We start from the raw sequence: 20,041 nt of genomic DNA on the forward strand, positions 1-20,041 counted from the left end.
AGAACTCCTCTGAACAGCATGCTTACGCAAATGGAAGTCGCCCTCCTGCGCGACCGCGAGAACGCCGACTATAAGGACATCATATATTCAGCCCTCGAAGAGCTCAGGCGCATGTCTAAGATGGTCGATGACATGCTGTTCCTTGCCAAGGCAGATAACGGAAAAATCATACCTAGCACCGAAGATGCCAGCATGGCTGAGATTACTGCCAGTGTTGTCGAATACTACGATCTCGCCGCCGAGGACAGGAATGTAAGGATCGAGCTAACAGGCGATGGCCAGGTGAAAGGCGACAAATCAATGCTAAGGCGGGCCATCTCTAATATCGTCTCAAACGCAGTGCGGTATGCAGATGAAGGCAGCACAATCAGCGTTGAGATATGGAAAAGCGGCACATCCATTTCTACGGCAATCTCCAATTGTGGAATAACCATTCCAGAGGAGCTCCAGACTCGAGTATTCGATCGATTCTACAGAGTAGATACTGCCAGACGTGAGGGTACTACCTTGAATGCTGGCCTCGGCATGGCCATTACCCGATCGATAGTTGAAGCCCACAAAGGTCGCATCGCTTGCGTGTCAGCTGATGGGTTTACGACCTTCACGTTAACGCTCCCGGTGCGTGACGAAAGCCGTGCGTGATGATGAGGCTAGCCGGCGATTCGCCGCCCTGCGCATATGAATGCTTGGCTGAACCGAAAGGGGTCACGGCTTTCGAACTCGTATGACTGGTTCGGAGTTTCCTGTGCAAGCATCCTTATCAAAAAAATGCGGTACGACAGCCACAGCGCTTAACGAAGCGTGCTTTTGCATAAGCCTGGATCAAGCGGCGCTCGCAAACGCATTGACCGACCAGCTTGGGAATCCCGAGCTGTTGGAGTTGCTGATGTCACGCTGCCCTCATGTGTTTGCAGCGCGGCCGGTCTTCGTATCATCACAGCGACTGCAGCAGGTGGCAGAGGTTGTCCGTGCCATTGAGCAGACCGTTAGCTTACCGGCTTGGCGCGCACATGCGTTGGATTCCGCTCCGCCTATCGCGCAACACAATCCCCGAGGGGCTCGCGGCGTCTTCCTTGGCTACGATTTCCACTTGGACGAGGAAACGCTGGGTCTCATAGAAATAAACACGAACGCTGGCGGAGCAATGCTTAACGTACTGCTCGCCCGTGCACAGCGCAGTTGCTGCAGCGGCGTGGTAGGTCTGTCGCCAGGCGATGAAGTCGCTGGCGGCTTCGAGCATGCGATTCTGGATATGTTCGCTCAGGAATGGTCAGCGAGTGGCGTGCAAAGGCCGCTAAAGCGCGTAGCTATCTTGGATGAAAGCCCACAGAGCCAGTACCTCTATCCCGAGTTTCTTCTCTTCCAACGGTTATTCGAATCGGCAGGAATCGACTGCATCATTGCCGACCCAACCGAACTGACGTTCGCTGCTGGTTCGCTCCTGGTTGGCGGCGAGCCAGTCGATCTGGTCTATAACCGTCTCACCGATTTCTACCTGGAAAGCGAAAATTGCAGCGCTCTGCGGACTGCGTTCTTAGCTAATGCCGTGACGCTAACCCCACACCCTCAGGCCTACGCCCTATATGCGGACAAGCGCAGGTTGGTCGATCTGACCAATGCAGGATTGCTTGAAGAAATGGGAGTGGATCCGCAAACCCGCGCCATATTGGCGGAGTACGTCCCGCTTACGAGCCTTGTCGGGCATCGAAATGCAGAGCAGCTTTGGCAAAACCGCCGAAGCCTCTTCTTCAAGCCGGTCAGTGGCTTTGGTAGCCGTGGTGCTTACCGTGGAGAAAAACTCACCAAGCGGGTGTGGGAGGAAATTCTTAGCGGAAACTACGTGGCTCAGACCCTCGTGGCGCCTGGCGAACGCCGAATAGCTGCAGACCATCAGGTGCGCGCGATGAAGTTTGACCTACGCGCCTACGCCTATGCAGGAAAGGTGCAGTGGAATGCTGCCAGGGTCTACCAAGGTCAGACGACCAACTTTCGAACGGAAGGGGGTGGCTTTGCTCCCGTGTTCACCTTAAGCCTGGACGAGGAGCGAACCGTGTCAACAGAACAACCTCAACACGCCTCGTATATATTTCTCCTCGACGAAACCGGTGCCCTAGAGGAGCTACCACACGCGCTGTACCTCGCATTGGTTCGAGCTGAAAGCTCTATCGCAAAGCTCGCCGGTAAGCGTTACAGGTTGGCAGACTGGTATGTCGCTATGGACGATGGGAAACCCACCAAGGTCGTCCGGGAATGGTACGGCTGGGTTGCGTTCGATGCACAAGGCAGTTTTCACCCAGAGGTCGGTTCGCCGAATGGCGAGTCGGGCGGTGCTGGAAACATAGATGCCTCCGCCCTTCCTACTCCCGAAGAACATGATGGACTTAGGGGGCTGCTGTTCGAGAGCCAGTGACACACATAGTCGCGCGCGGGGGCGCCTGAGCCGCTGAGCAAGCAGCCAGAGCTTGCTGAGCCAGCGCCGAGTGGTTCCTCTTATTCCTCCACGCTTTTTCTGATGTGCGAATACTTCAGTCCTGCAACGAAAAACACACCACCCAGCGCGTTGCCAAGGACCGACCACACAAGGAATGTCAGATAACCTGAGGCTGTGCCGCCCGCTCCAGCGAACAGGCCCATCAAGATCTCAACCGTCCCCGCGATCGAATGATGCATGCCACTCAGGCCAATGAGCATCGTTGTGAGCCACACGCATATCAATTGGCTGGTGGTATCGCGTGCCGCTGTTATGAGCCACGCCAAAAGCCCCATCAACCACCCGGCTGTGACACCGCTGAGCAGCATGACCCACCAAGGCTTGGCGACCATACGGTGGGCGATTTCTCCTAAAATTCGTGGCTCGACGACGTTGAGTGCAGGTCCCAATACCGCTGCGAAAGACGAGAAAAGAGCAGCTCCTAAGATGTTGGCCGTCAGCACAATCGCCCAGAGACGAAACAGCGAACCCACGCTTGCGCGCCTGGACAGTACTGGCTGAACCGCCGAGGCCGTTTGCTCCGTGAAAAGCGCTGAATAGCCGAGCACCACGAAGACGAAGCCTATCGAATATAGATTGGCGTTGAGGAGCGTGATGATAGGGTCAGGTAGGGTTCCTTTGAATAACGTCGTGTTAACCGCCATAGCAAAGGGTCCAAAACCTACGTCAAGCCCTGCGGTCAGCCCCGACAAGAACAACGCCAGTGCTGGGCGCCTGAGCTCTTCTTCAGCCCGTGCGGTCTGTTGCTCGAGGATGGTGTGATAATTCTTTTGAGCTTCCTCTAGCGGGAAGTCACGTCTCAATGATCTGTGGCCATCCTCACTGGGCTTGGCTGTTTCACGTTGCGTTCGACTCGAATCCAGGCCCATGTTTGATCTGCCTTATTACAACAAACTTAAACTATCAGTAGGTTCTAGATGGCGGGCAGCCAGGTTAGTTCGCGTAGTAAAACAGGCACGACTTGATGTCAACTGGCCAGCAAAATATTACAATCCTGTAAGCTTGTTAAAGAGTCGAAACCTCAGCGCCCCTCATCTTGTCCGTTTTTGAGTGACAACCAAGTTGTTAAAGCCCTCAAACGAGCCAACGGGCGAGGTCCCCATGAAATCCAATAAAGAACATCTCTCTAGCGGTATAGCAATTGGCGTAGTCGGAACCCTGATCGCGAGTGCGGTTGTCGGGGTTACCATCGTTTACACCGGCGCCTATAACGTTGCAGCAACCGAAGACCACCAGCCATTGGTTCGTTGGGCTTTAGAAACGACGATGAAGACATCGGTTGCAGACAGGGCATCTTCGATTGAACCCCCTGAGTTCAATGCTCAGATGACCTCATCAGGTGGTCGCGAATATCAGGCCATGTGCCAGCACTGTCACGGTGGCCCGGGCGTTGAGAAAAGCGAGTGGGCACGGGGAATGCTGCCTCAGCCGCCGCACCTGCCTGATGTAGTGACCGAGTGGCAGGCCAGAGAGGTGTTTTGGCTCATTAAACACGGCGTTCGGATGAGTGCCATGCCAGCGTTCGGTCCAACTCATGACGATGAGCAGATTTGGGCTTTAACAGCATTCGTAATGCAGCTGCCCGGTATGACCGCACAAAGATACGCAGAGTTTGGTCAAGGTAATTCAGCTGCAGGCCATCACTAAAGAGGAGCTTTCAATGCAAATGTCTTATTGGCGTTTCGCTGCAATGGTAGCCACGGCGACGATTATCATGTACGGCGTAATGTATTTGAATACTTACGCGTTTGAACATGTTTTATGGAGCGAGACCCGTGCTTGGATGGCATTAGTAATGGGAGCCGTCATGGCCGTAGTCATGCTGGCCTTCATGCTCAATATGTACAAGAAAAAGTCTGTGAACATAGCGATATTCGTTGGGGGCGCAGCAGCTTTTGCTGTAGCGCTTTGGCTCGTTCGCAGCCAGGCAACGGTAGGCGATACAAGCTACATGAAAGCTATGATCCCCCACCACTCTATCGCGATCATGACAAGTGAACGCGCTCAGATTTCAGACCCGCGCGTTCGCAAACTCGCAGATGAAATCATCGAGGCTCAGCGCCGTGAAATCGCTGAGATGAAGTTCCTGATCAATGATCTAGAGAGGGCTAACTGATGCAAACGTATCGAGCATTTCCGCCCCGGTCCGTTTTGCCCGGGAGCGCCATGACTTTAGCCTTGCTGCTTACTGCGTGCGGAGACCCCGCCCCAGGTGAAGGTCTAAAAGAGCCGCTTATGCGCTCCCCGCTGCCAGAAGTGGTAAGCGGTCGCGAAGCTATAGACAGCCCGGACATCCCGTCTATCGACCCGCAAACACTGGATCAAGCGGAAGTAGACAAGGTGCTAGGCTCGGGGCCTTACTGTAACTTTGCTTATACAGCCGAAAGCCCACCCGTGGTCGCTATCAAACATGACGGGGAAAGCGGGCTCGCTAGGGGCGTTGTGAAAATCCACGGCAAGTTAGTACAGCTGTCGAGTGAACCCATGGCGGGTTACTCAGCACTGGGGGCAGGGGCATCGCTTGCAGCCGACAACATCAACGTCGTTGTAGCGCTGGGCAAGGACGGTGATGTCGAGCCTAACGGCGAAAAAGCTATCGCCGATCTTCATTTTGAGCTGGCCCAGGGGTTAAAAGTTGGTTACCGCGGCTGGTACACCTGCGAGCAACCGACTCGGAGCTAGAGCTATAGGTATCAAGCACATCGAAGGGCCGCGCAAGGAGGCGCACCCGCCTCTACGTAAAGTCCGTTTCCTCACCATAAACCTGACGCCATGACCAACCTTCCCTGCGCAGCAATGTCGAAAATAACCGGCGCCGCTGTGCGAGCTGCGGCTGCTCGAAATACGTTGTTCCATCCTGTTCATGAATCGCCCTGGGTTTTGTGGAGGCCGCTTCGTTTAAGTCAGGCCGCCATGGCCTGACCTGCTTGTAGCTGGTGGAAGTTTGCCTCAGCCTCCGCAGGCGGGATATACCCGATTGAGCTCAACAGCCGCTGGTGGTTGTACCAGTGCACCCATTTCAAGGTCGCCATCTCAACAGCCTCGCGGCTCTTCCACGATTGCCGGTAAATCAGCTCGGCCTTGTACAGCCCGTTAATGGTTTCGGCCAAGGCGTTGTCGTAGCTATCGCCCTTGCTGCCAACCGAAGGCTCAATGCCTGCCTCTGACAGCCGCTCGGTATAGCGAATAGAGACATACTGGCTGCCACGGTCGCTGTGATGAATCAGTCCACCGGCACGATGTGGCTGTCGGGCATACAGCGCTTGCTCCAGGGCATCCAGCACGAAGTCAGTCTTCATGCAGGTACTGACTCGCCAACCGACGATTCGTCGCGCAAACACGTCAATCACAAACGCCACATACAGCCAGCCTTGCCAGGTCGACACGTACGTGAAGTCCGACACCCACAATTGGTTCGGGCGGGCGGCATGGAACTGGCGCTGCACACGATCCAGCGGACAGAGCGACTTGTCCCCGGCCACCGTTGTTCGCACGGCCTGGCCGCGCCTGATGCCTTGCAATCCCGCCCGACGCATCAACCGCTCCACCGTACATCTGGCAGCCTCAATGCCTTCTCGCCGGAGCTGCTTCCAGACCTTCACCGCGCCATAGCACTGCATGTTGGCGTCCCATACGCGCTGGACTTCCAAGATCAACGCCTCATCGCGTCGAGCACGGTAACAGCGCAGGTCTGGGTTACGCTGCTGCGCCGCGTGCCTGCGGTAACCGGACGGGGCGATCTGCAAGACACGGCAGATCGACTCGACCCCGAGACGGTTACGATGCTGGTCTACAAATGCCCTCAGGACTTGGTGCGGCGGTCGAGCTCCGCCTGGGCAAAATACGCGCTGGCCAGGCGCAGAATCTCGTTGGCTTTGCGCAATTCGCGGTTCTCACGCTCCAGAGCCTTGATGCGCTCACGCTCTTCAGTGGTCGGCCCGGGGCGCTGGCCTGCATCGGTCTGCTGGCGGCGGATCCAGCCATGCAGGGTTTGCGCGGCACAGCCAATCTTCGGGGCAATGGCCTCAATGGCCGCCCACTCGGACGGATAGTCGTTCAGGTGCTCCAGAACCATGCGCACGGCACGTTCACGGACTTCAGGGGAGTAGGTCGTAGTCTTTCTCATGGCCTCATCTTCTCAAGAGTTGAGGCCTCCACAAAACCCGGGGCGATTCACTTCAAGAGCAATACCACGTTCTCTCAGCATGGACAGGTTTGGCGTTGGCGGTTTTTCAGCTTTCGCTGGATTGTCCTCCAACCCCCCCTTCACCATGCCGACGTATGTGTCGAGGCTAGCGCGCAACATCTTCAGAGGCAGTTGTAAATTATTAGACTTAACGGAGCCGTGAGCCAATACCCCGCTGGCCTCATCTATTCTTACTACTGCCGGGATGACAGTCTGTCCAGGGTCGCTGGCATGAAAATAATGGATGACTGGAAACGATTGATGATTGATCGAATGCTCAAAGAGCATCTCGCTAAGTGTTAAAAATTGCGGCGCCAACTGTTCAAAGTCAGGTCCGTTGTGCCCGTTAACTATGATTTCCTGTGGTGTCTTGCCCATCGCATTTACATAGAGTCCAAGCTTGCTTTGAAGGCTTACTGCGGACAAGACCTGAACAAAATAGGTAATTGCTGAAGTAATGAATACAAGACCCGTGAACGAAGCAACAGAGGTCAAGATCCGCCAAAAGTCGTTTGTTGACTTGTAGTCACCCACGCCTAAAGTCGAAAGAGTAAAGCCTGCGTAATATAGCTTCTCTAGTGGTGTAGTCGCTATTTGCGTGGTACTCGAAACTATTGAGCTTTGATCGGCCATGAGCATTAGGAACAGGCCTAGCCAGAGACCTGCAATCCAGCATATGAGGACAACGATCAAGATGCTTGGTCCCGCATATTCCAGAAGCCTTGCGTCTCCCTTTTTCCGCGAGCCGAAGAAAAACAACGCCCAAATTGCCTTGGTCAGCTTCGTGGTGATTGCGCCTCCCCCTTGCGTTGAGAAGACGGTCTTGATGATCTCTGCGGCAGTAACCATGAAGATGAGAGAGCCGGCGACGAAATAAAGGTATGTCACGTGTAATGCTCCAAACTTCTGGCAGATGGAAACTCTCTTGACCAGAGCAGCGGGTCGGCGTTTCAAGCGTCCAGATGGCAATAACTGCCCATTCGGAACTGCCAGTTGATTCAGCAGCTCCGCCGCTGTTTTAAAGTGCTTGTGTCTCAAGCACCTTCCGCCACCAAGCTCGCGGCCCCGGTTGATCTTGCGTCGCCGGGTTATTTCGATTGCTTTCGTGCTGCCTCTTCCCGCTCCATACGTTCCCGCACGTCACCTTCAACAGTGGTGCCGGATTGCATCGGCTCGTAGAGCGAGCCCGTCGTTGGCGGCGCTGGCGGTGCTTTTTCGATCTGCCAGTGATGCGCAATGTTGGCCGCGATTCGCTCGGTTAGAGACGGGAAAAGTGAATGCGAAATCACCGCGCCTCGGGCTTTCCAGCCTACCGGCAGACGTTTACGCGGGTTAACCGAGACCCAGGCGGTTGCCTCAACGACCTGCTCGGGGCCGTCCATTGTGGCCATGCGCGGGGTGCCACCGGTGTAGTTGGCTGCATGTTTCCAGAACGGCGTATCCGCAGCCCAAGGCATGACGGTGGCCACGCTAATGGTCTCGCTGCCGCTCAGGCGAATCTCCTCGGCGATTGCAGCGCCGAGGTTCATGACCCCGCCTTTCGTCGCTGCGTAGGAGGCGTGATAGGCCAGCGGTATTTCACTCTCGACTGAACCGACATTGACCAGCGTGCCGAAGCCCTGAGTTCTGAACTGGCGCATGGCGGCGTGGCTGCCGTAGATCACGCCCTTGAGGTTGACGTCTATCACCCGCGCATGGTCCTCGACAGGAACATCTTCGAAGCGCCCGAGTGCCCCGACCGCTGCATTGTTAATCCAAACGTCAATTTTGCCGAAGCGTTCGATGGCGGCTCGTGCCAGGGCCTGTATATCATCCGGGCTGCTCACGTCGGTAGTCACCACCAATGCCGATCCGCCTGCCGCGCGCGCTTGCGTGGCGACTTCTTCGAGCACTTCTGTTCGGCGGGCGGCAAGAACCACGTTCCCTTGAAGAGCGGCAAGTCTGAGCGCCACGCCACGACCGAAACCGCTGGAGGCGCCAGTGATGACAAAGGTCTTGCCGGCCACGCTTGGCTGGTCGCTTGGCTTCAGGCGCGGGGAAACGGCGCAACCGCTGAGCTGCCACACGGCAAGCAGCAATAACAGCAAAGCCAATCCCTGCGATGGGGACAGTTGCAAAACCTTCATTGCTTTCTCCTGGCAAAGCCAAAACAACGAATAACGGTCCGCAACTTAAGTGCTATGCGACCATTTTCAGAGTTTCCGGCCCTCTCTTTACGATTCCGTAAGTTCTTTCTGTACTCGCTGGGCCACAAGCAGACAAGAGAGCCGACGACGAAAAAATGTAGCTCACGTGTAACGCGCTAACCGGCTTTAGCCGTGCCCCTTGGACGCCTTGTTGAGCCCAGCCACGAGCGCGGGCATTGCTTCTATCCCGAACGTAGGGCACGAGGCGATGGATGAGAAAACAGTGAGATTTCAAAAGTAGAAGCGCTACCCTGACAGAGGGCTTTTTATTCTGACCAGGGCAGCGGGTCGGCGTTTAGGCGGCCATACGCTCACATTCTTCAGCGCACTTCATGCATGCTTTAGCGCATTCTTGGCAATGATCCGCTTGGTGCTTGGCACATTCCTCTCCGCAGGCCCGGCAGACCTTGGCACAAAGGGCGCAGAACTCTTTAGCGAACTCACTTTCTCGGCTCATCAAGGTGGCAGCCAGGGTACAAATATCAGCACAGTCGCGGTCAAGCTCGATGCATCGAGCCATCATTTTCACATCGTCCTCACGCAGGCAAGCAGAGGCGCACATTTCGCACACCAGGGCACAGTTCGAACAAGCTTGGATGCAGGAAGCGAACATTGAATTGGTCATTACGTTCTCCAGGGTTCGATAGTTGTAGGTATCGTAGCCTGCTAGCTGAATAGCCTCATCAGCGTTTAACAGGCACAGAAATACGACACGACCCTGCCGGACCCGTTTCGATGAATTTCATTACAATTCTGTAAGGTATTCGACAGCACTTGGAGAATGCGTGCGGGAAGAGATTTATGTGGCGCAATAAAATGCCGACCAGCCTGACAGCTTGGCCGGCTTCGCTAGTCTGGGGGATTGGAACTGGGGCGCTGACAGTTATCTCGTCAAACCGTTTGCGCTTTCCGAATCGCTAGCCAGGATCCGCACGTTGCTTCGCCGCGGTACCAGTCCACAACCAAACAATACTTAAGCTTCTACACCTTAAGGTCGATTTTCTGCGGCGTCGAGTAGTACGCTGAACTTACGAATGAAAGTAAGGACTCCTGACGTTAAGTTACATTGCCGTAGATTATTTGGGAGCGCCCGTAGGGGTCGATTACGGCTAATGCCTCAACTTGCAATTATTGCGATGGCTACCCCAACAACTGCAGCCGTCATCACTGCTGTGACAGTTAACACCTTGCCCACCGTCTCGGCGCTGAGCGCCATTGCCTTGTCGACGGCGCGCTCGGAAAAGCGCCCGGAGGCGCGGGCCAAGCCCTCGACCGGGCCGTAGAGGTTATCTGGTCGATTGGGCTCCTCATCTTCGTCTGTAAGCTGCCCCTCCCAGGCGCGCTTGGCCATCATCCGGTCGAGCACGCCGGGCAAAACCATGTTGCCGAGAATTGCCTGGAACGCTGCCTTGCCCAGCCAGAGTTCGCGCGGCTTATCGACAGCTGCGCGCAGGATGGCCCGCGCGGCTACGTCCGGCGTGTGGATAGGCGGCACCGGCTGTGGGCGCTTGCCAAAGGTATTGCGGGCCCAGTCGAACTGTGGCGTGTTGTGGCCCGGCAACTGCACCATGGTCACTCGGATGTGGCTCTTATCATGGATAAGCTCACTGCGCAGCGAGTCGGTGAACCCACGGATGGCGAACTTGGCACCGCAATAGGCCGCCTGTAACGGAATCGAGCGATAGGAAAGCGCCGAGCCGACCTGGACAATGGTGCCGCGGTCGCGCTCTCGCATGTGCCGCAGTGCGGCGAGCGTGCCGTGGACGAAGCCCATGTAGGTGACGTTGGTGACCTGACCGATATCGGCAGCCTTAAGTGTTGATATTGGCCCGAACAACGTGACCATGGCGCAATTGACCCATACCTCGATCGGCCCGAGTTCCCGCTCGATGTGCTCGGCGGCGCGATCCACGGCGGCGGCATCGGCCATGTCGCACTGGATCGCCAGCACCTTAGCGCCCAGGCCCATCAGCTCGTCGCGGGTGTCGGCCAGGCCCTGTTCGCCGCGCGCTAGTATTGCCACCCGATAGCCGGCGCGGGCAAACGCTACGGCAGTAGCGCGGCCGACGCCGGCGGTCCCGCCGGTAATCACCGCTGTCGGCTCACTCATGCATCCACTCCTGCTCAATAAATCTGACTAAGGGTTCAGCGAATCAGCCGGTTCCAGCCGCCATAGCGGTGGCGGATCGACCCGCGCGGCAGGCTGAGGCCGATCACCAGCACGCCTGCGATAAGGCTTCCGACCGTCGAGGCCGTCGAGCCGCCGTCGAGAAACCAGGGGGCGGCGAGCAACCAGAGACCGATCGGCAGGTTGAGAAAGCGCAGCGGGCGAGCTACTTCTGCTAGCGCCAGCACGGTGACGGTGAGCAGCAGCGAGCCCATCAGGTGATCGCTGTTGGCCATGGCACTTTCGGTGCCGAATATCAGCCTGGTAAACATCAGCCAGACGCCAAGTACACAAAGCAGCAGCAGGCCCCACGGCAAATTGACCCCACGCAGTCCCTGCTGCGCCATACCGGAAAGGCTGCCGGAAAACTCAGGCGAGTCGTCCTGCCGGCAACCCTCCATCGCGTCGCCCTTGAAGAAGGTGCGCCACATCGGTTTGCCACGGCGCTTGGCATCCTTGAGGAACTGACCCATGGCGACCAGCTCGTCGAGCGCATAAGGCATCATCACAAGCATCGCCAGCGCCTGGATCAGGCACAGGGTGCACCAGGTGCCGATGACGATTGGCTGGGCGATGATGAAGAAGATGCTCACCACGCCTAGCGGCACCACCACCACGCCAAAAGCAGCGACCATCCATGGCATCGTGCGCCAACGCCGCGCGTCGCCCATTACCGCCATGGTCAGCTCGATCATGTAGGCCAGCACACCGACCCCAGCATCGGAGACCGGCCAGGCGCGCGACATGTCAGAGGTAATGATGGTCTCGGTGCCGTTCTCCGCCGGGCCGGTGCCGGGCGCCGAGAAGAATGGGTCCCAGGCATTGGCAGTATGACCAAGCTGGTAGGCGGTCAGGTAGCGCGCCAGAAGTACTCCGATCAAAGCTAGTACGGCGATTGGCAGGCGCTGCAACCAAGTCGAAGGGTTGTAATCCCAGCCTGGCGGCACGGCGGCCTTTTGCATCATGCCGCTCATGCTCATGCCCGGCATCATCGGCACAAGGACCGAGAAAGTAATGACAAGCCCACCTACAAGCAAAGCATTGCCATAACCGGCCGGCGATGGTGTCCAGAACAGCAATGGTGCACTCATCAGCCAGAGCCCCATAACCGTATTGGCCCAACTGGCCCAGCCAATACGCTTGAGCGAGAGTATTGCGAAAAGCACGATCAGTGCGCCGCTGACAGCATCATTCCAGGTCATCAGCCAGGCGCGGGTAGCGACGTCGGGCAGTTCGCGCTCCGCGGCCAGACGCGCCAGGTCGAGGTCGTCAGGGGCAATGTTCAGGTAGCCGAAGACGAAGGGCGCGCTCATTACCCAGAAGCCCAGCAACGCGTTGAGAAAATGACACCACAGCGTGGCGAGGTGGCGATGCTCCATCGCCTGCATGTGATCGTCCATGCTTTGATCGGACTTCATCGCGCCCTGACGCAGATACTCACCCTGGTGCTCCATCGATCGGCTCCGGTTTGAATGACGGGCCGGGCGACGAGCGTTCGGCCTACCTAAAACCGACCGGTCGCACCCGACCGAGTTCAGATCAGCTCGTAATCACAGAGAAGTCAAAGAGCTATATCTCTTGCTGGCATGCTCGATCTTGTTTGCAACGAAGCCATGTGGGCCAGCGAGTCTCAGTTTCTATCTGCAAAGGCTGATCGCCGCATTAACCAACCCGACATGCGAGAACGCCTGAGGTAGGTTGCCGCGCTGGGCGCCGCTCGCCGGGTCGACTTCCTCGGCAAACAGGCCGAACTCGCCCTGCAAATCGCGCAGTCGCTCGAACACGGCCTCGGCCTGGGCGGGCGCCCCTGCCGCCACCAGTGCCTCGACCAGCCAGAAGCTACAGATCAAAAAGGCTCCCTCGCGGCCGCTAAGCCCATCTGAGTCGTGCGGGTGGTAGCGACGCAGCAGCCACGGCTGGCCTTCGATCCTCAAGGCGTCGCACACAGCATCGACGGTACTACGGAATAGCGCTTTGTCGCCGCCGCCGTCGATGAAGCCGCTGCGCGCCAGCAACAGCAGTGCCGCATCCACCCCCTCTTCGCCGTAAGCGCGAACGAAGTGCCGGCCGTCCGCGCTGAGGCCTTCGCGTAGCACCTGCTCACGAATTGCCTCGGCTTCGCGCCGCCAGGTCGCCACCTCTGCCTTTAGGTCGTGCCGCTCCTGCAGCCACAGCGCGCGCTGTAGCCCGGCCCAGGCCATGACCTTCGAATGCACAAACTGGCGTGGCTCGCTGCGCACCTCCCAGATGCCCTGGTCCGGTTCGCGCCAGTGCGAGGCGATGAAATCGGCCGCTGCGCGCATGTGCGGCCAGTGTGCCCGCATTGCAGGCACTTTCATGCTGTCGCAGATGTAAACACATTCAAGCAGCTCGCCGTAGATATCGAGTTGATGCTGCGTATCGGCGGCATTACCGACCCGCACCGGCGCCGAGCCGCAATAACCGTCAACGTTTTCAATCTCGCGCTCGCTCGGCGCAGGCAGACCGTCCACCGTATAGAGAATCTGCAGCGGCGTTCCCTGTTGCTCAACGGTGTCCTGCATCCATTGCGCCCAGCGATGGGCTTCGTCGTGGCAGCCGAGGCTGAACAGCGCGGCGAGCGTCATCCCGGCATCGCGGAACCAGGTATAGCGATAGTCCCAGTTGCGAGTGCCGCCAAGTGCCTCGGGCAGCGAGGTAGTGCCTGCAGCGACTACCGCCCCGGTCGGCTGATGAATGAGTAGTTTGAGAGTAATGGCGCTGCGTACGATGAGGTCGCGGTACTTCTCGGTGCAGCGCAGCCTGCCGCTCCAGGCGCGCCAGGCGTCAATCGTGTCTTCCAGGCGCGACCAGGACTGCGCTGGCGACAGAGGCGCAGGTCGCGAAGAATCCAGCCCAACCTCCAACGCCACGGTGAAGCGTTCACCGGCCTTGACCGAGCGCCACCCGCGCCAGCCTTCACCGATGCGTTCGAAGCGGCACTCGGCATCCAATCGCAGCGCCGGCTCGTCGGCTTGCAGTTGTCCGGCCTCGTTCAACGCCCAGGCTACCGGGGCCTCGCCGAAGCCGTGCGCCGGCTCGACCTCCAGCTCAAACATTAGCTCGCCAGAGACACCCTCGACGCACCACAACAGAGTCTGCCGCTGCTTGTCCGCCGGCCAGACCATCCCCAACGTAACGCGTGCCTCCCCTGCGGAAGTTGTCCACTGCTGGTTGAGCACGGCGGTGCCGTCTAGATAGTGCATTTCGAGCTTGGCGCCGTCGGTGACGGAGAGGCGCAGTCGACCGCCCCGGGCTCGGTCGAGCAGCGGCCAGATCAGCGGCGAAGCATCGAAACGGCACGGGCAGAACCATTCGAGCCCGCCGTCAGGGCCAATTAGCGCAAGAGAGTGGCCGTCACCCAGCGCCGCCAGCGAACCGATGGCGGGATATATGGAATTTGCTTCCGGTATCGCGGAGCGGGTCATCATAGGGTCCTCGTTCTCGCTTGATTCAATGCCAAACCGGGCCGGCAGACCACATTTCGAGCCCATTCGACAGCAGGCGTTCGGCTCACCTGTCGTCCGTCCCGCTGCCACGAACTTCTTCACGGGCCGGGCAGTCGGTTGTAACGTCACCAGAAGACCCAACAACCAGCGCCTGCCCGTGCTTTGCCAAGGAGTACCCGATGGCCCTTGCTATTCGCTTCCACGACCAGCTTTCGCAAACCAACACGACTTCCCTTCGTGATGAAACGCTGAGAGGCTTCGCCGCCACGCCGAAATGGGCCTCGCCGAAATTCTTCTATGATCGCCGCGGCTCGGAGCTGTTTGAGCAGATCACTGAGCAGCCCGAGTACTATCCCACGCGGACCGAAATAGCGATCCTGGCCCAGGCTGCCTCCGAGATCGCGGAGATTGCCGGACCGGACGCAGACCTGATCGAGTTCGGCAGTGGCGCCAGCCGTAAGGTTCGTTTGCTGCTCGAAGCCATGCGTCCGACGAGCTATCTAGGGATCGACATTTCAGATGACTTCCTGCGCAGCAGCACCCAGCGCCTAGCGGCCGACTATCCCTGGCTGGATGTCCATGCGCTGTGCGCTGACTTCTGCGATCAACTGTACCTGCCTAAGGGGCTCGACAGTCGCTGTCCGTTAGCCTTTTTCCCTGGCTCCAGCATCGGCAACTTCACCCCGGCCCAGGCGCAGCAGTTTTTACGCCGCCTGCACAGCCTGCTGCCGGTCGGTGGCGGCCTGCTGGTCGGCGTCGACCTGGTCAAGGACAAGGCGGTGTTGGAAGCGGCGTACAACGATGCGGCTGGCGTCACCGCGGCGTTCAACCTAAACCTGCTCGAACGCATCCGCTACGAGCTGGACAGCGACATCGACCCGGCGCATTTCACCCATAAGGTGATCTTCAACGCCGCGCAGTCTCGCATCGAGATGCACCTGGTCAGCCGCGAGGCGCAGACCGTGACCATCGAAGGCCGGCGTTTCCAGTTCAAGGCCGGCGAGACCCTGCACACCGAGAATTCTTACAAGTACAGCCTCGAATCCTTCGCCGCGCTGGCACGCTCGGCGCGCTTCGACAGTGTCCGGCAGTGGACTGACCCGCAGCGGCTGTTCAGCGTGCACTACCTCAAGCGCACGGCCTGAGGTCCGTCCGCTACGCTGATTACCCACCGGCGCGGACCAATGAGCACACACATCCGACGCAGCGGCCGGTGGACTCGCCCCGTTTGCTCAGGGCAAGAAGAGCGGTTATGCGGATACGGCACCTGCTAGGGCATAAGCCATCTCGACAGAACGCAGCTGCCTGGCTCCAACCTTTAACAGTTATCTCAGAACTCGTCTCTCCGCATTAAGCTGAAGACAGCCGCAGTCAATACGGAGTCAATCCTCATGCACATGTTGTTTGCCATCTGCGTGAGTGTGGCTCGTCGGCGTAACCGCCGGAGCGTGATGGTCACTCTCACTTCCGGAGGCGTGGTGATCGGTTCCGCTTTGCTCCGTTGAATTTCCTTCGGCATGTGTACCACTATCGGTATGGTCCATAGGGCTGGCAGAACCGTGGTGGTCGGCGCCAGAACTACCATGATGATCCCCGCCATCTTCTGCCTGGCTGTCACCATGATGGTTTCCGACATCGGTCTCGCCACCGCCATGCTGGTGGCCACCACTGGCTGCAACCATATCGCGGTACTGCCCGGCATTTAGGTTTGGAAGCTGCTTAAGAAAAGCTACCATTCCCCAGATGTACTGATCGTCCATACTTTTGCCCCAGGCAGGCATGCCCGTCGCCTTGATTCCGTGCTTAATGATCCAGAATGTCTTAGCGGGGTTATCGTAAATTCCAGCTTTAGCCAGGTTCGGCGGTGCCGGATAGAGGCCCTCGCTCAGCTCGGTTTGGGCTGATCCTGGCGACAGATGGCATCCAACGCACATCGAGTCGTAGTTACCAGCCCCGGCTCGAATCTGAGCTTCGTTATTGAGGTCTGGCACCTCAATATCTTTAGCACGGACTTCAACTGAACGATTTCGGGCAGTATCTAAAAACGCATGTACCGGACCTGTATGCGGGTCATCTGCACCGACATTTATTAAGCCAAAATAGACAACTCCCGCTACGCCAAACACAGCGACAACGCACGCTAAAGCCAAGGTGGCAACGATTGTTTTCATCTTATTCCTTTAGAACCACATCCGAATGCCGGCGACAAGGCGCGCCTCTTCTCGATCTTCGCCTTCGTCACGAGCCATATCTGCTGTGTTACCGAATGAGCGATTCCATGTGACGCCGATGTATGGCGCAAACTCACGCACGATTTCGTAGCGCAGACGTAAGCCGACCTCCGCATTAGCAAGGCCGGAGCCAACGCCGCGCTGCGGATCGTTCTTGCCGTAGAAGTTCAGCTCAGCGGTCGGCTGGAGAATTAGCCGATTGGTGAGAAGGATGTCGTAGTCACCCTCCAGGCGCGCTGCCGTCTGCCCACCTTCGCCAATAAACGCGGTAGCCTCAGCTTCGAAGGCATATAGCGCCATTCCTTGTACGCCCAAGGCTGCCCAGGTTTGCGGTGACTCGGGCTTGAAATCCTGACGGACGCCTGCGACCACGTCCCACCAGGGGCCGATCGCATGCCCATATAACAGCTGCAGCTCGGCATCCTCGGTTACGCCGTTGGTACGCTCCCCCTCGGAGCGAAACCAGAAACGATCGATATCCCCACCGATCCAGCCAGACGCATCCCAACTTAGCGTGCTGCCTTCATCGGCGTCCTGGTATTCAAATTGATCAAGCAGGAAAAACGAGGCGAGATACTTGTCATGGACGGTGTGCCCCTGGAGAGGCTGAAAAGCGGCTTCCCGATCCGCATCGGTCAATATCGGAATGAACGAAGGGTGCATCATGCCAGGCATTTCGAGGGTTTCGTCATGCTTCCTTGCAGCGTGATCCGTAGCGTCCATTTGGCCATGGTTCATTTTGCTGTGGTCCATCGCACCATGACCCATTGCCGAGTGATCCATCTGCCCCCCGGCATCACGAGCGCTAGATGAAGATGTGTCTTGGGACGCAGGGGGCTGAGATGATGAATTAGACGGCGTCTGGTGCATCGAGTGATCCATCATCTCGGCTGCATTGACGCCTCCCGTAGCCATAGCGCTCAGCGAAAGCCCAAATGCCGTCAGAGCAAAGCGTGAAAGTCTAGTGCGCATGGTTTGAATCCACCTCAGCGTCGGCTGCTTTTGGGTCCGGACTCATCTTGTCGTGGTTCATCCCGCTATGGTCCATGGATTCATGATCCATCGAGCCGTGATCCATATCGCCGTGGTTCATTTGCGAGCGAGAAGAATTGTGTGGTTTCGGTGCCGACTTGCTGTCTAAGCCCTGTGACGAGGTTGAAGGTTGCTTGTGCTCATCATGGCTGCCCGCTGCGAATGCAACAGACGTTTGCATTGCGCCCAGCAGACCAAGCACCAAGGCACCGCCGATAAGGGTTTTGCGCTTCATAAATGTACTCATAATATTTCCTTTTACTCATCCACTCGAACTTCGCGGAACATACCCATTTCCATGTGCAGCAGTAGGTGGCAGTGGTAGGCCCAGCGGCCAAGCGCATCAGCGGTTACGCGATAGCTGCGCTTCGTACCTGGTGGCATGTCGATGGTGTGTTTGCGGACCATGAACTTTCCATCTTCGTCCTCTAGATCACTCCACATGCCGTGGAGATGAATGGGATGGGTCATCATGGTGTCGTTGACCAACGTGATGCGAACCCGCTCGCCATACTTGAGACGTAGCGGCTCAGCATCAGAGAATTCGATGCCGTCGAATGACCAGGAGAATTTCTCCATGTGTCCGGTGAGATGTAATTCGATTGTTCGGCTGGGCTCTCGCCCATCCGGATCGGGGAATGTGCTTTTGAGGTCTGCATAGGTCAACACGCGACGACCGTTGTCACGCAAACCAATACCTGGATCGTTCAGCTTGGGTGCAGGAGTCATGGTCTGCATGTCGACCAGCGGGTTACCTGTCTCTGACGCCGGGTGTGATTGCATGCCTCCGCTCATGCCGGACATCCCTGAGTGATCCATTCCAGCCATATCGCCCGAGTTGCCCATGGCATGGTCCATCCCCTGCATGCCGCTATCCATGCCGGACATGTTGCTGTGGTCCATGCCGGACATGCTGCTATGGTCCATCGCGGCCATACCGCCCTGCGTGCCGCCGCCGTGATCCATACCAGCCATACCGCTATGGTCCATCGCGACCATACTGCCCTGCGTGCCGCCTCCGTGGTCCATGCCACCCATGCCACCCATGCTGCCGTGATCCATCCCCATGTCAGCCATGCTAATCAGCGGGCGGGGATCGGTTTCTGGAACAGGAGCGCTTAACCCTGCGGCGACGGCTAACGTGCCACGGGCATAGCCAGTGCGGTCCATGGATTGAGCGAAGATCGTGTACGCCTCCTCGGTGGCAGGCTCGACGATCACATCGTAGGTTTCGGCGACGGCAATGCGGAATTCATCGACGCTGACTGGTTTAACGTACTGCCCGTCCGCTGCGACCACTGTCATCTTCAGCCCCGGAATGCGGACATCGAAATAACTCATGGCCGAACCGTTGATGAAGCGCAGTCGAAGCTTTTCGCCTGGCTTGAATAGGCCGGTCCAGTTCCCGTTGGGCGCCTGACCGTTCATTAGGTAGGTGTACGTATAGCCGCTGACGTCCGCGAGGTCGGTCGGACTCATCTTCATCTGCGCCCACATTTTCCGGTTCGCGATGGTGGCCGCCCAGCCGTCCTCGCTTACGTCGTTAATGAAGTCGCCGACTGTGCGCTTGTTGAAGTTGTAGTAATCCGACTGTTTCTTGAGCTTGGATAGAACACGACCGGGATCCTCGTCGGTCCAATCGGTCAGCATCACGACATAGTCGCGGTCATAGCTAAACGGCTCCGGCTCCTTGGCATCGATGACCAATGGGCCGTAGACGCCAACCTGCTCCTGCAGTCCCGAATGACTGTGGTACCAATAAGTACCGTTCTGTTTAACCTTGAACTTGTATTCGTACATGCCGTCGGGCGCAATGCCCTGGAAGCTCAGCCCCGGTACGCCGTCCATGTTGGCTGGCAATATCAGGCCATGCCAGTGAATCGACGTATCTTCGCTCAGCCTGTTTCTCACGCGTAGCGTGACGGTATCGCCTTCACGCCAACGTAGAATCGGGCCTGGGATGGTCCCGTTGATGGTCATCGCCGTCCGGGCCGCCCCGGTGATGTTGACCGGCGTCTCGCCAATGAGCAGATCGAACTCTGTGCCGGTTAAGACGCTGGGCTGGCCGGGGCTGCTCACTGCCCAAACTGGAGCCCTCCACAAGCCAAGACCACCAATGATGCCAGCGGCTGTCAGGCCTTTAACGAAGGTTCGCCTTGAGGTTTTATGTTGCATGCGTGCATCCAATCAAGCTAAGGAGCCAAACTGACAACGATCGTGCAAACGATTGTGGACAGCGTTTGTTGGGCTTACTCGTTTACGGTCTGTCGAAGAAAACGAC

At 57.7% G+C, this 20,041-nt stretch carries 18 protein-coding genes, 1 pseudogene and 1 other annotated feature; of the genes and pseudogenes, 7 read left to right on the forward strand and 12 right to left on the reverse strand.

The window, feature by feature from the left end:
• Both DQ405_RS16260 and DQ405_RS16265 read left to right on the forward strand, forming a co-directional pair.
• A partial coding sequence (locus DQ405_RS16260) for an ATP-binding protein (RefSeq protein WP_241730043.1) occupies nt 1-642 on the forward strand: 642 nt, incomplete at its 5' end.
• A 103-nt stretch (nt 643-745) separates the two neighbouring features.
• Entirely contained in the window at nt 746-2,410 is a 1,665-nt protein-coding gene (locus DQ405_RS16265) for a hypothetical protein (protein WP_128118954.1), read from the forward strand.
• Between the two features lie 80 nt (nt 2,411-2,490).
• On the opposite strand, the gene DQ405_RS16270 is transcribed toward DQ405_RS16265, so the two are convergent.
• Nucleotides 2,491-3,360: a formate/nitrite transporter family protein gene (locus DQ405_RS16270; RefSeq protein ID WP_128118953.1), complete on the reverse strand. Its 870-nt coding sequence runs from the start codon at nt 3,358-3,360 to the stop codon at nt 2,491-2,493.
• Between the two features lie 232 nt (nt 3,361-3,592).
• On the opposite strand from DQ405_RS16270, the gene DQ405_RS16275 reads away from it, so the two are divergent.
• From DQ405_RS16275 to DQ405_RS16285, 3 genes are all read left to right on the forward strand, one after another.
• On the forward strand, nt 3,593-4,138 hold the full coding sequence (locus DQ405_RS16275; protein WP_128118952.1) for a c-type cytochrome: 546 nt from the start codon (nt 3,593-3,595) through the stop codon (nt 4,136-4,138).
• Nucleotides 4,139-4,151: 13 nt separating this feature from the next.
• A complete protein-coding gene (locus DQ405_RS16280) occupies nt 4,152-4,607 on the forward strand; it encodes a DUF305 domain-containing protein (protein ID WP_128118951.1) in 456 nt (151 codons plus the stop codon).
• A 119-nt stretch (nt 4,608-4,726) separates the two neighbouring features.
• Complete coding sequence (locus tag DQ405_RS16285) at nt 4,727-5,173, forward strand: hypothetical protein (protein ID WP_128118950.1); 447 nt, start codon at nt 4,727-4,729, stop codon at nt 5,171-5,173.
• 221 nt (nt 5,174-5,394) lie between these two features.
• Here DQ405_RS16285 and DQ405_RS16290 read toward each other — a convergent pair.
• The 4 genes from DQ405_RS16290 to DQ405_RS16305 form a co-directional block, all read right to left on the reverse strand.
• Nucleotides 5,395-6,617 (reverse strand): IS3 family transposase gene (locus DQ405_RS16290; RefSeq protein ID WP_168425185.1). Its coding sequence is split into 2 segments (ribosomal slippage): nt 5,395-6,332 and nt 6,332-6,617, totalling 1,224 coding nucleotides; the frame shifts between segments, so codons are not numbered across the junction.
• Nucleotides 6,223-6,339 (reverse strand) — a sequence feature (AL1L pseudoknot). Its footprint overlaps the gene before it by 117 nt.
• Before the next feature lie 12 nt (nt 6,618-6,629).
• Nucleotides 6,630-7,715: a potassium channel family protein gene (locus DQ405_RS16295; RefSeq protein WP_128118949.1), complete on the reverse strand. Its 1,086-nt coding sequence runs from the start codon at nt 7,713-7,715 to the stop codon at nt 6,630-6,632.
• A gap of 50 nt (nt 7,716-7,765) precedes the next feature.
• Nucleotides 7,766-8,803, reverse strand: coding sequence for an SDR family NAD(P)-dependent oxidoreductase (locus tag DQ405_RS16300; protein WP_128118948.1), 1,038 nt, complete (start codon nt 8,801-8,803; stop codon nt 7,766-7,768).
• A 355-nt stretch (nt 8,804-9,158) separates the two neighbouring features.
• Complete coding sequence (locus tag DQ405_RS16305; RefSeq protein WP_128118947.1) at nt 9,159-9,488, reverse strand: four-helix bundle copper-binding protein; 330 nt, start codon at nt 9,486-9,488, stop codon at nt 9,159-9,161.
• A 247-nt stretch (nt 9,489-9,735) separates the two neighbouring features.
• Between DQ405_RS16305 and DQ405_RS28105 the strand changes: the two are divergent.
• Nucleotides 9,736-9,886: pseudogene (locus DQ405_RS28105) on the forward strand (DNA-binding response regulator); the annotation flags it as partial.
• Nucleotides 9,887-9,980: 94 nt separating this feature from the next.
• Here DQ405_RS28105 and DQ405_RS16315 read toward each other — a convergent pair.
• From DQ405_RS16315 to DQ405_RS16325, 3 genes are all read right to left on the reverse strand, one after another.
• Nucleotides 9,981-10,973: an SDR family oxidoreductase gene (locus DQ405_RS16315; RefSeq protein ID WP_128118946.1), complete on the reverse strand. Its 993-nt coding sequence runs from the start codon at nt 10,971-10,973 to the stop codon at nt 9,981-9,983.
• 35 nt (nt 10,974-11,008) lie between these two features.
• Nucleotides 11,009-12,484, reverse strand: a complete 1,476-nt coding sequence (locus DQ405_RS16320; RefSeq protein ID WP_241508959.1) for a vitamin K epoxide reductase family protein — start codon at nt 12,482-12,484, stop codon at nt 11,009-11,011.
• Between the two features lie 183 nt (nt 12,485-12,667).
• Complete coding sequence (locus DQ405_RS16325; protein ID WP_168425186.1) at nt 12,668-14,479, reverse strand: glycoside hydrolase family 15 protein; 1,812 nt, start codon at nt 14,477-14,479, stop codon at nt 12,668-12,670.
• 197 nt (nt 14,480-14,676) lie between these two features.
• Here DQ405_RS16325 and egtD point away from each other — a divergent pair, with 197 nt between their 5' ends.
• Nucleotides 14,677-15,642 (forward strand): L-histidine N(alpha)-methyltransferase, encoded by a 966-nt coding sequence (egtD, locus tag DQ405_RS16330; protein ID WP_128118944.1) that lies wholly within the window; start codon nt 14,677-14,679, stop codon nt 15,640-15,642.
• Between the two features lie 237 nt (nt 15,643-15,879).
• On the opposite strand, the gene DQ405_RS16335 is transcribed toward egtD, so the two are convergent.
• The 4 genes from DQ405_RS16335 to DQ405_RS16350 are packed head-to-tail and all read right to left on the reverse strand — an operon-like array spanning nt 15,880 to nt 19,935.
• Nucleotides 15,880-16,668 (reverse strand): c-type cytochrome, encoded by a 789-nt coding sequence (locus tag DQ405_RS16335; protein WP_128118943.1) that lies wholly within the window; start codon nt 16,666-16,668, stop codon nt 15,880-15,882.
• Between the two features lie 9 nt (nt 16,669-16,677).
• Complete coding sequence (locus DQ405_RS16340; protein WP_128118942.1) at nt 16,678-17,700, reverse strand: copper resistance protein B; 1,023 nt, start codon at nt 17,698-17,700, stop codon at nt 16,678-16,680.
• The gene (locus tag DQ405_RS16345) at nt 17,690-18,007 is read right to left on the reverse strand and encodes a hypothetical protein (protein WP_128118941.1); all 318 of its coding nucleotides are present in this window, start codon (nt 18,005-18,007) and stop codon (nt 17,690-17,692) included. The genes DQ405_RS16340 and DQ405_RS16345 overlap by 11 nt, the downstream gene beginning before the upstream one ends.
• A gap of 11 nt (nt 18,008-18,018) precedes the next feature.
• A complete protein-coding gene (locus DQ405_RS16350) occupies nt 18,019-19,935 on the reverse strand; it encodes a copper resistance system multicopper oxidase (protein WP_128118940.1) in 1,917 nt (638 codons plus the stop codon).
• Nucleotides 19,936-20,041: the final 106 nt, after the last annotated feature.

The organism is Pseudomonas sp. SST3 (genome assembly GCF_003325755.1).

Excerpts from the sequence above, each read along its gene's own strand:
- DQ405_RS16270 (WP_128118953.1), bottom strand. The coding sequence starts at position 3,360 with ATGGGCCTGGATTCGAGTCGAACGCAACGTGAAACAGCCAAGCCCAGT.
- DQ405_RS16315 (WP_128118946.1), bottom strand. The coding sequence starts at position 10,973 with ATGAGTGAGCCGACAGCGGTGATTACCGGCGGGACCGCCGGCGTCGGC.
- DQ405_RS16280 (WP_128118951.1), top strand. The coding sequence starts at position 4,152 with ATGCAAATGTCTTATTGGCGTTTCGCTGCAATGGTAGCCACGGCGACG.
- DQ405_RS16275 (WP_128118952.1), top strand. The coding sequence starts at position 3,593 with ATGAAATCCAATAAAGAACATCTCTCTAGCGGTATAGCAATTGGCGTA.
- egtD (WP_128118944.1), top strand. The coding sequence starts at position 14,677 with ATGGCCCTTGCTATTCGCTTCCACGACCAGCTTTCGCAAACCAACACG.
- DQ405_RS16300 (WP_128118948.1), bottom strand. The coding sequence starts at position 8,803 with ATGAAGGTTTTGCAACTGTCCCCATCGCAGGGATTGGCTTTGCTGTTA.
- DQ405_RS16350 (WP_128118940.1), bottom strand. The coding sequence starts at position 19,935 with ATGCAACATAAAACCTCAAGGCGAACCTTCGTTAAAGGCCTGACAGCC.
- DQ405_RS16285 (WP_128118950.1), top strand. The coding sequence starts at position 4,727 with ATGCGCTCCCCGCTGCCAGAAGTGGTAAGCGGTCGCGAAGCTATAGAC.
- DQ405_RS16340 (WP_128118942.1), bottom strand. The coding sequence starts at position 17,700 with ATGCGCACTAGACTTTCACGCTTTGCTCTGACGGCATTTGGGCTTTCG.
- DQ405_RS16335 (WP_128118943.1), bottom strand. The coding sequence starts at position 16,668 with ATGAAAACAATCGTTGCCACCTTGGCTTTAGCGTGCGTTGTCGCTGTG.
- DQ405_RS16320 (WP_241508959.1), bottom strand. The coding sequence starts at position 12,484 with ATGGAGCACCAGGGTGAGTATCTGCGTCAGGGCGCGATGAAGTCCGAT.
- DQ405_RS16325 (WP_168425186.1), bottom strand. The coding sequence starts at position 14,479 with ATGATGACCCGCTCCGCGATACCGGAAGCAAATTCCATATATCCCGCC.
- DQ405_RS16345 (WP_128118941.1), bottom strand. The coding sequence starts at position 18,007 with ATGAGTACATTTATGAAGCGCAAAACCCTTATCGGCGGTGCCTTGGTG.
- DQ405_RS16305 (WP_128118947.1), bottom strand. The coding sequence starts at position 9,488 with ATGACCAATTCAATGTTCGCTTCCTGCATCCAAGCTTGTTCGAACTGT.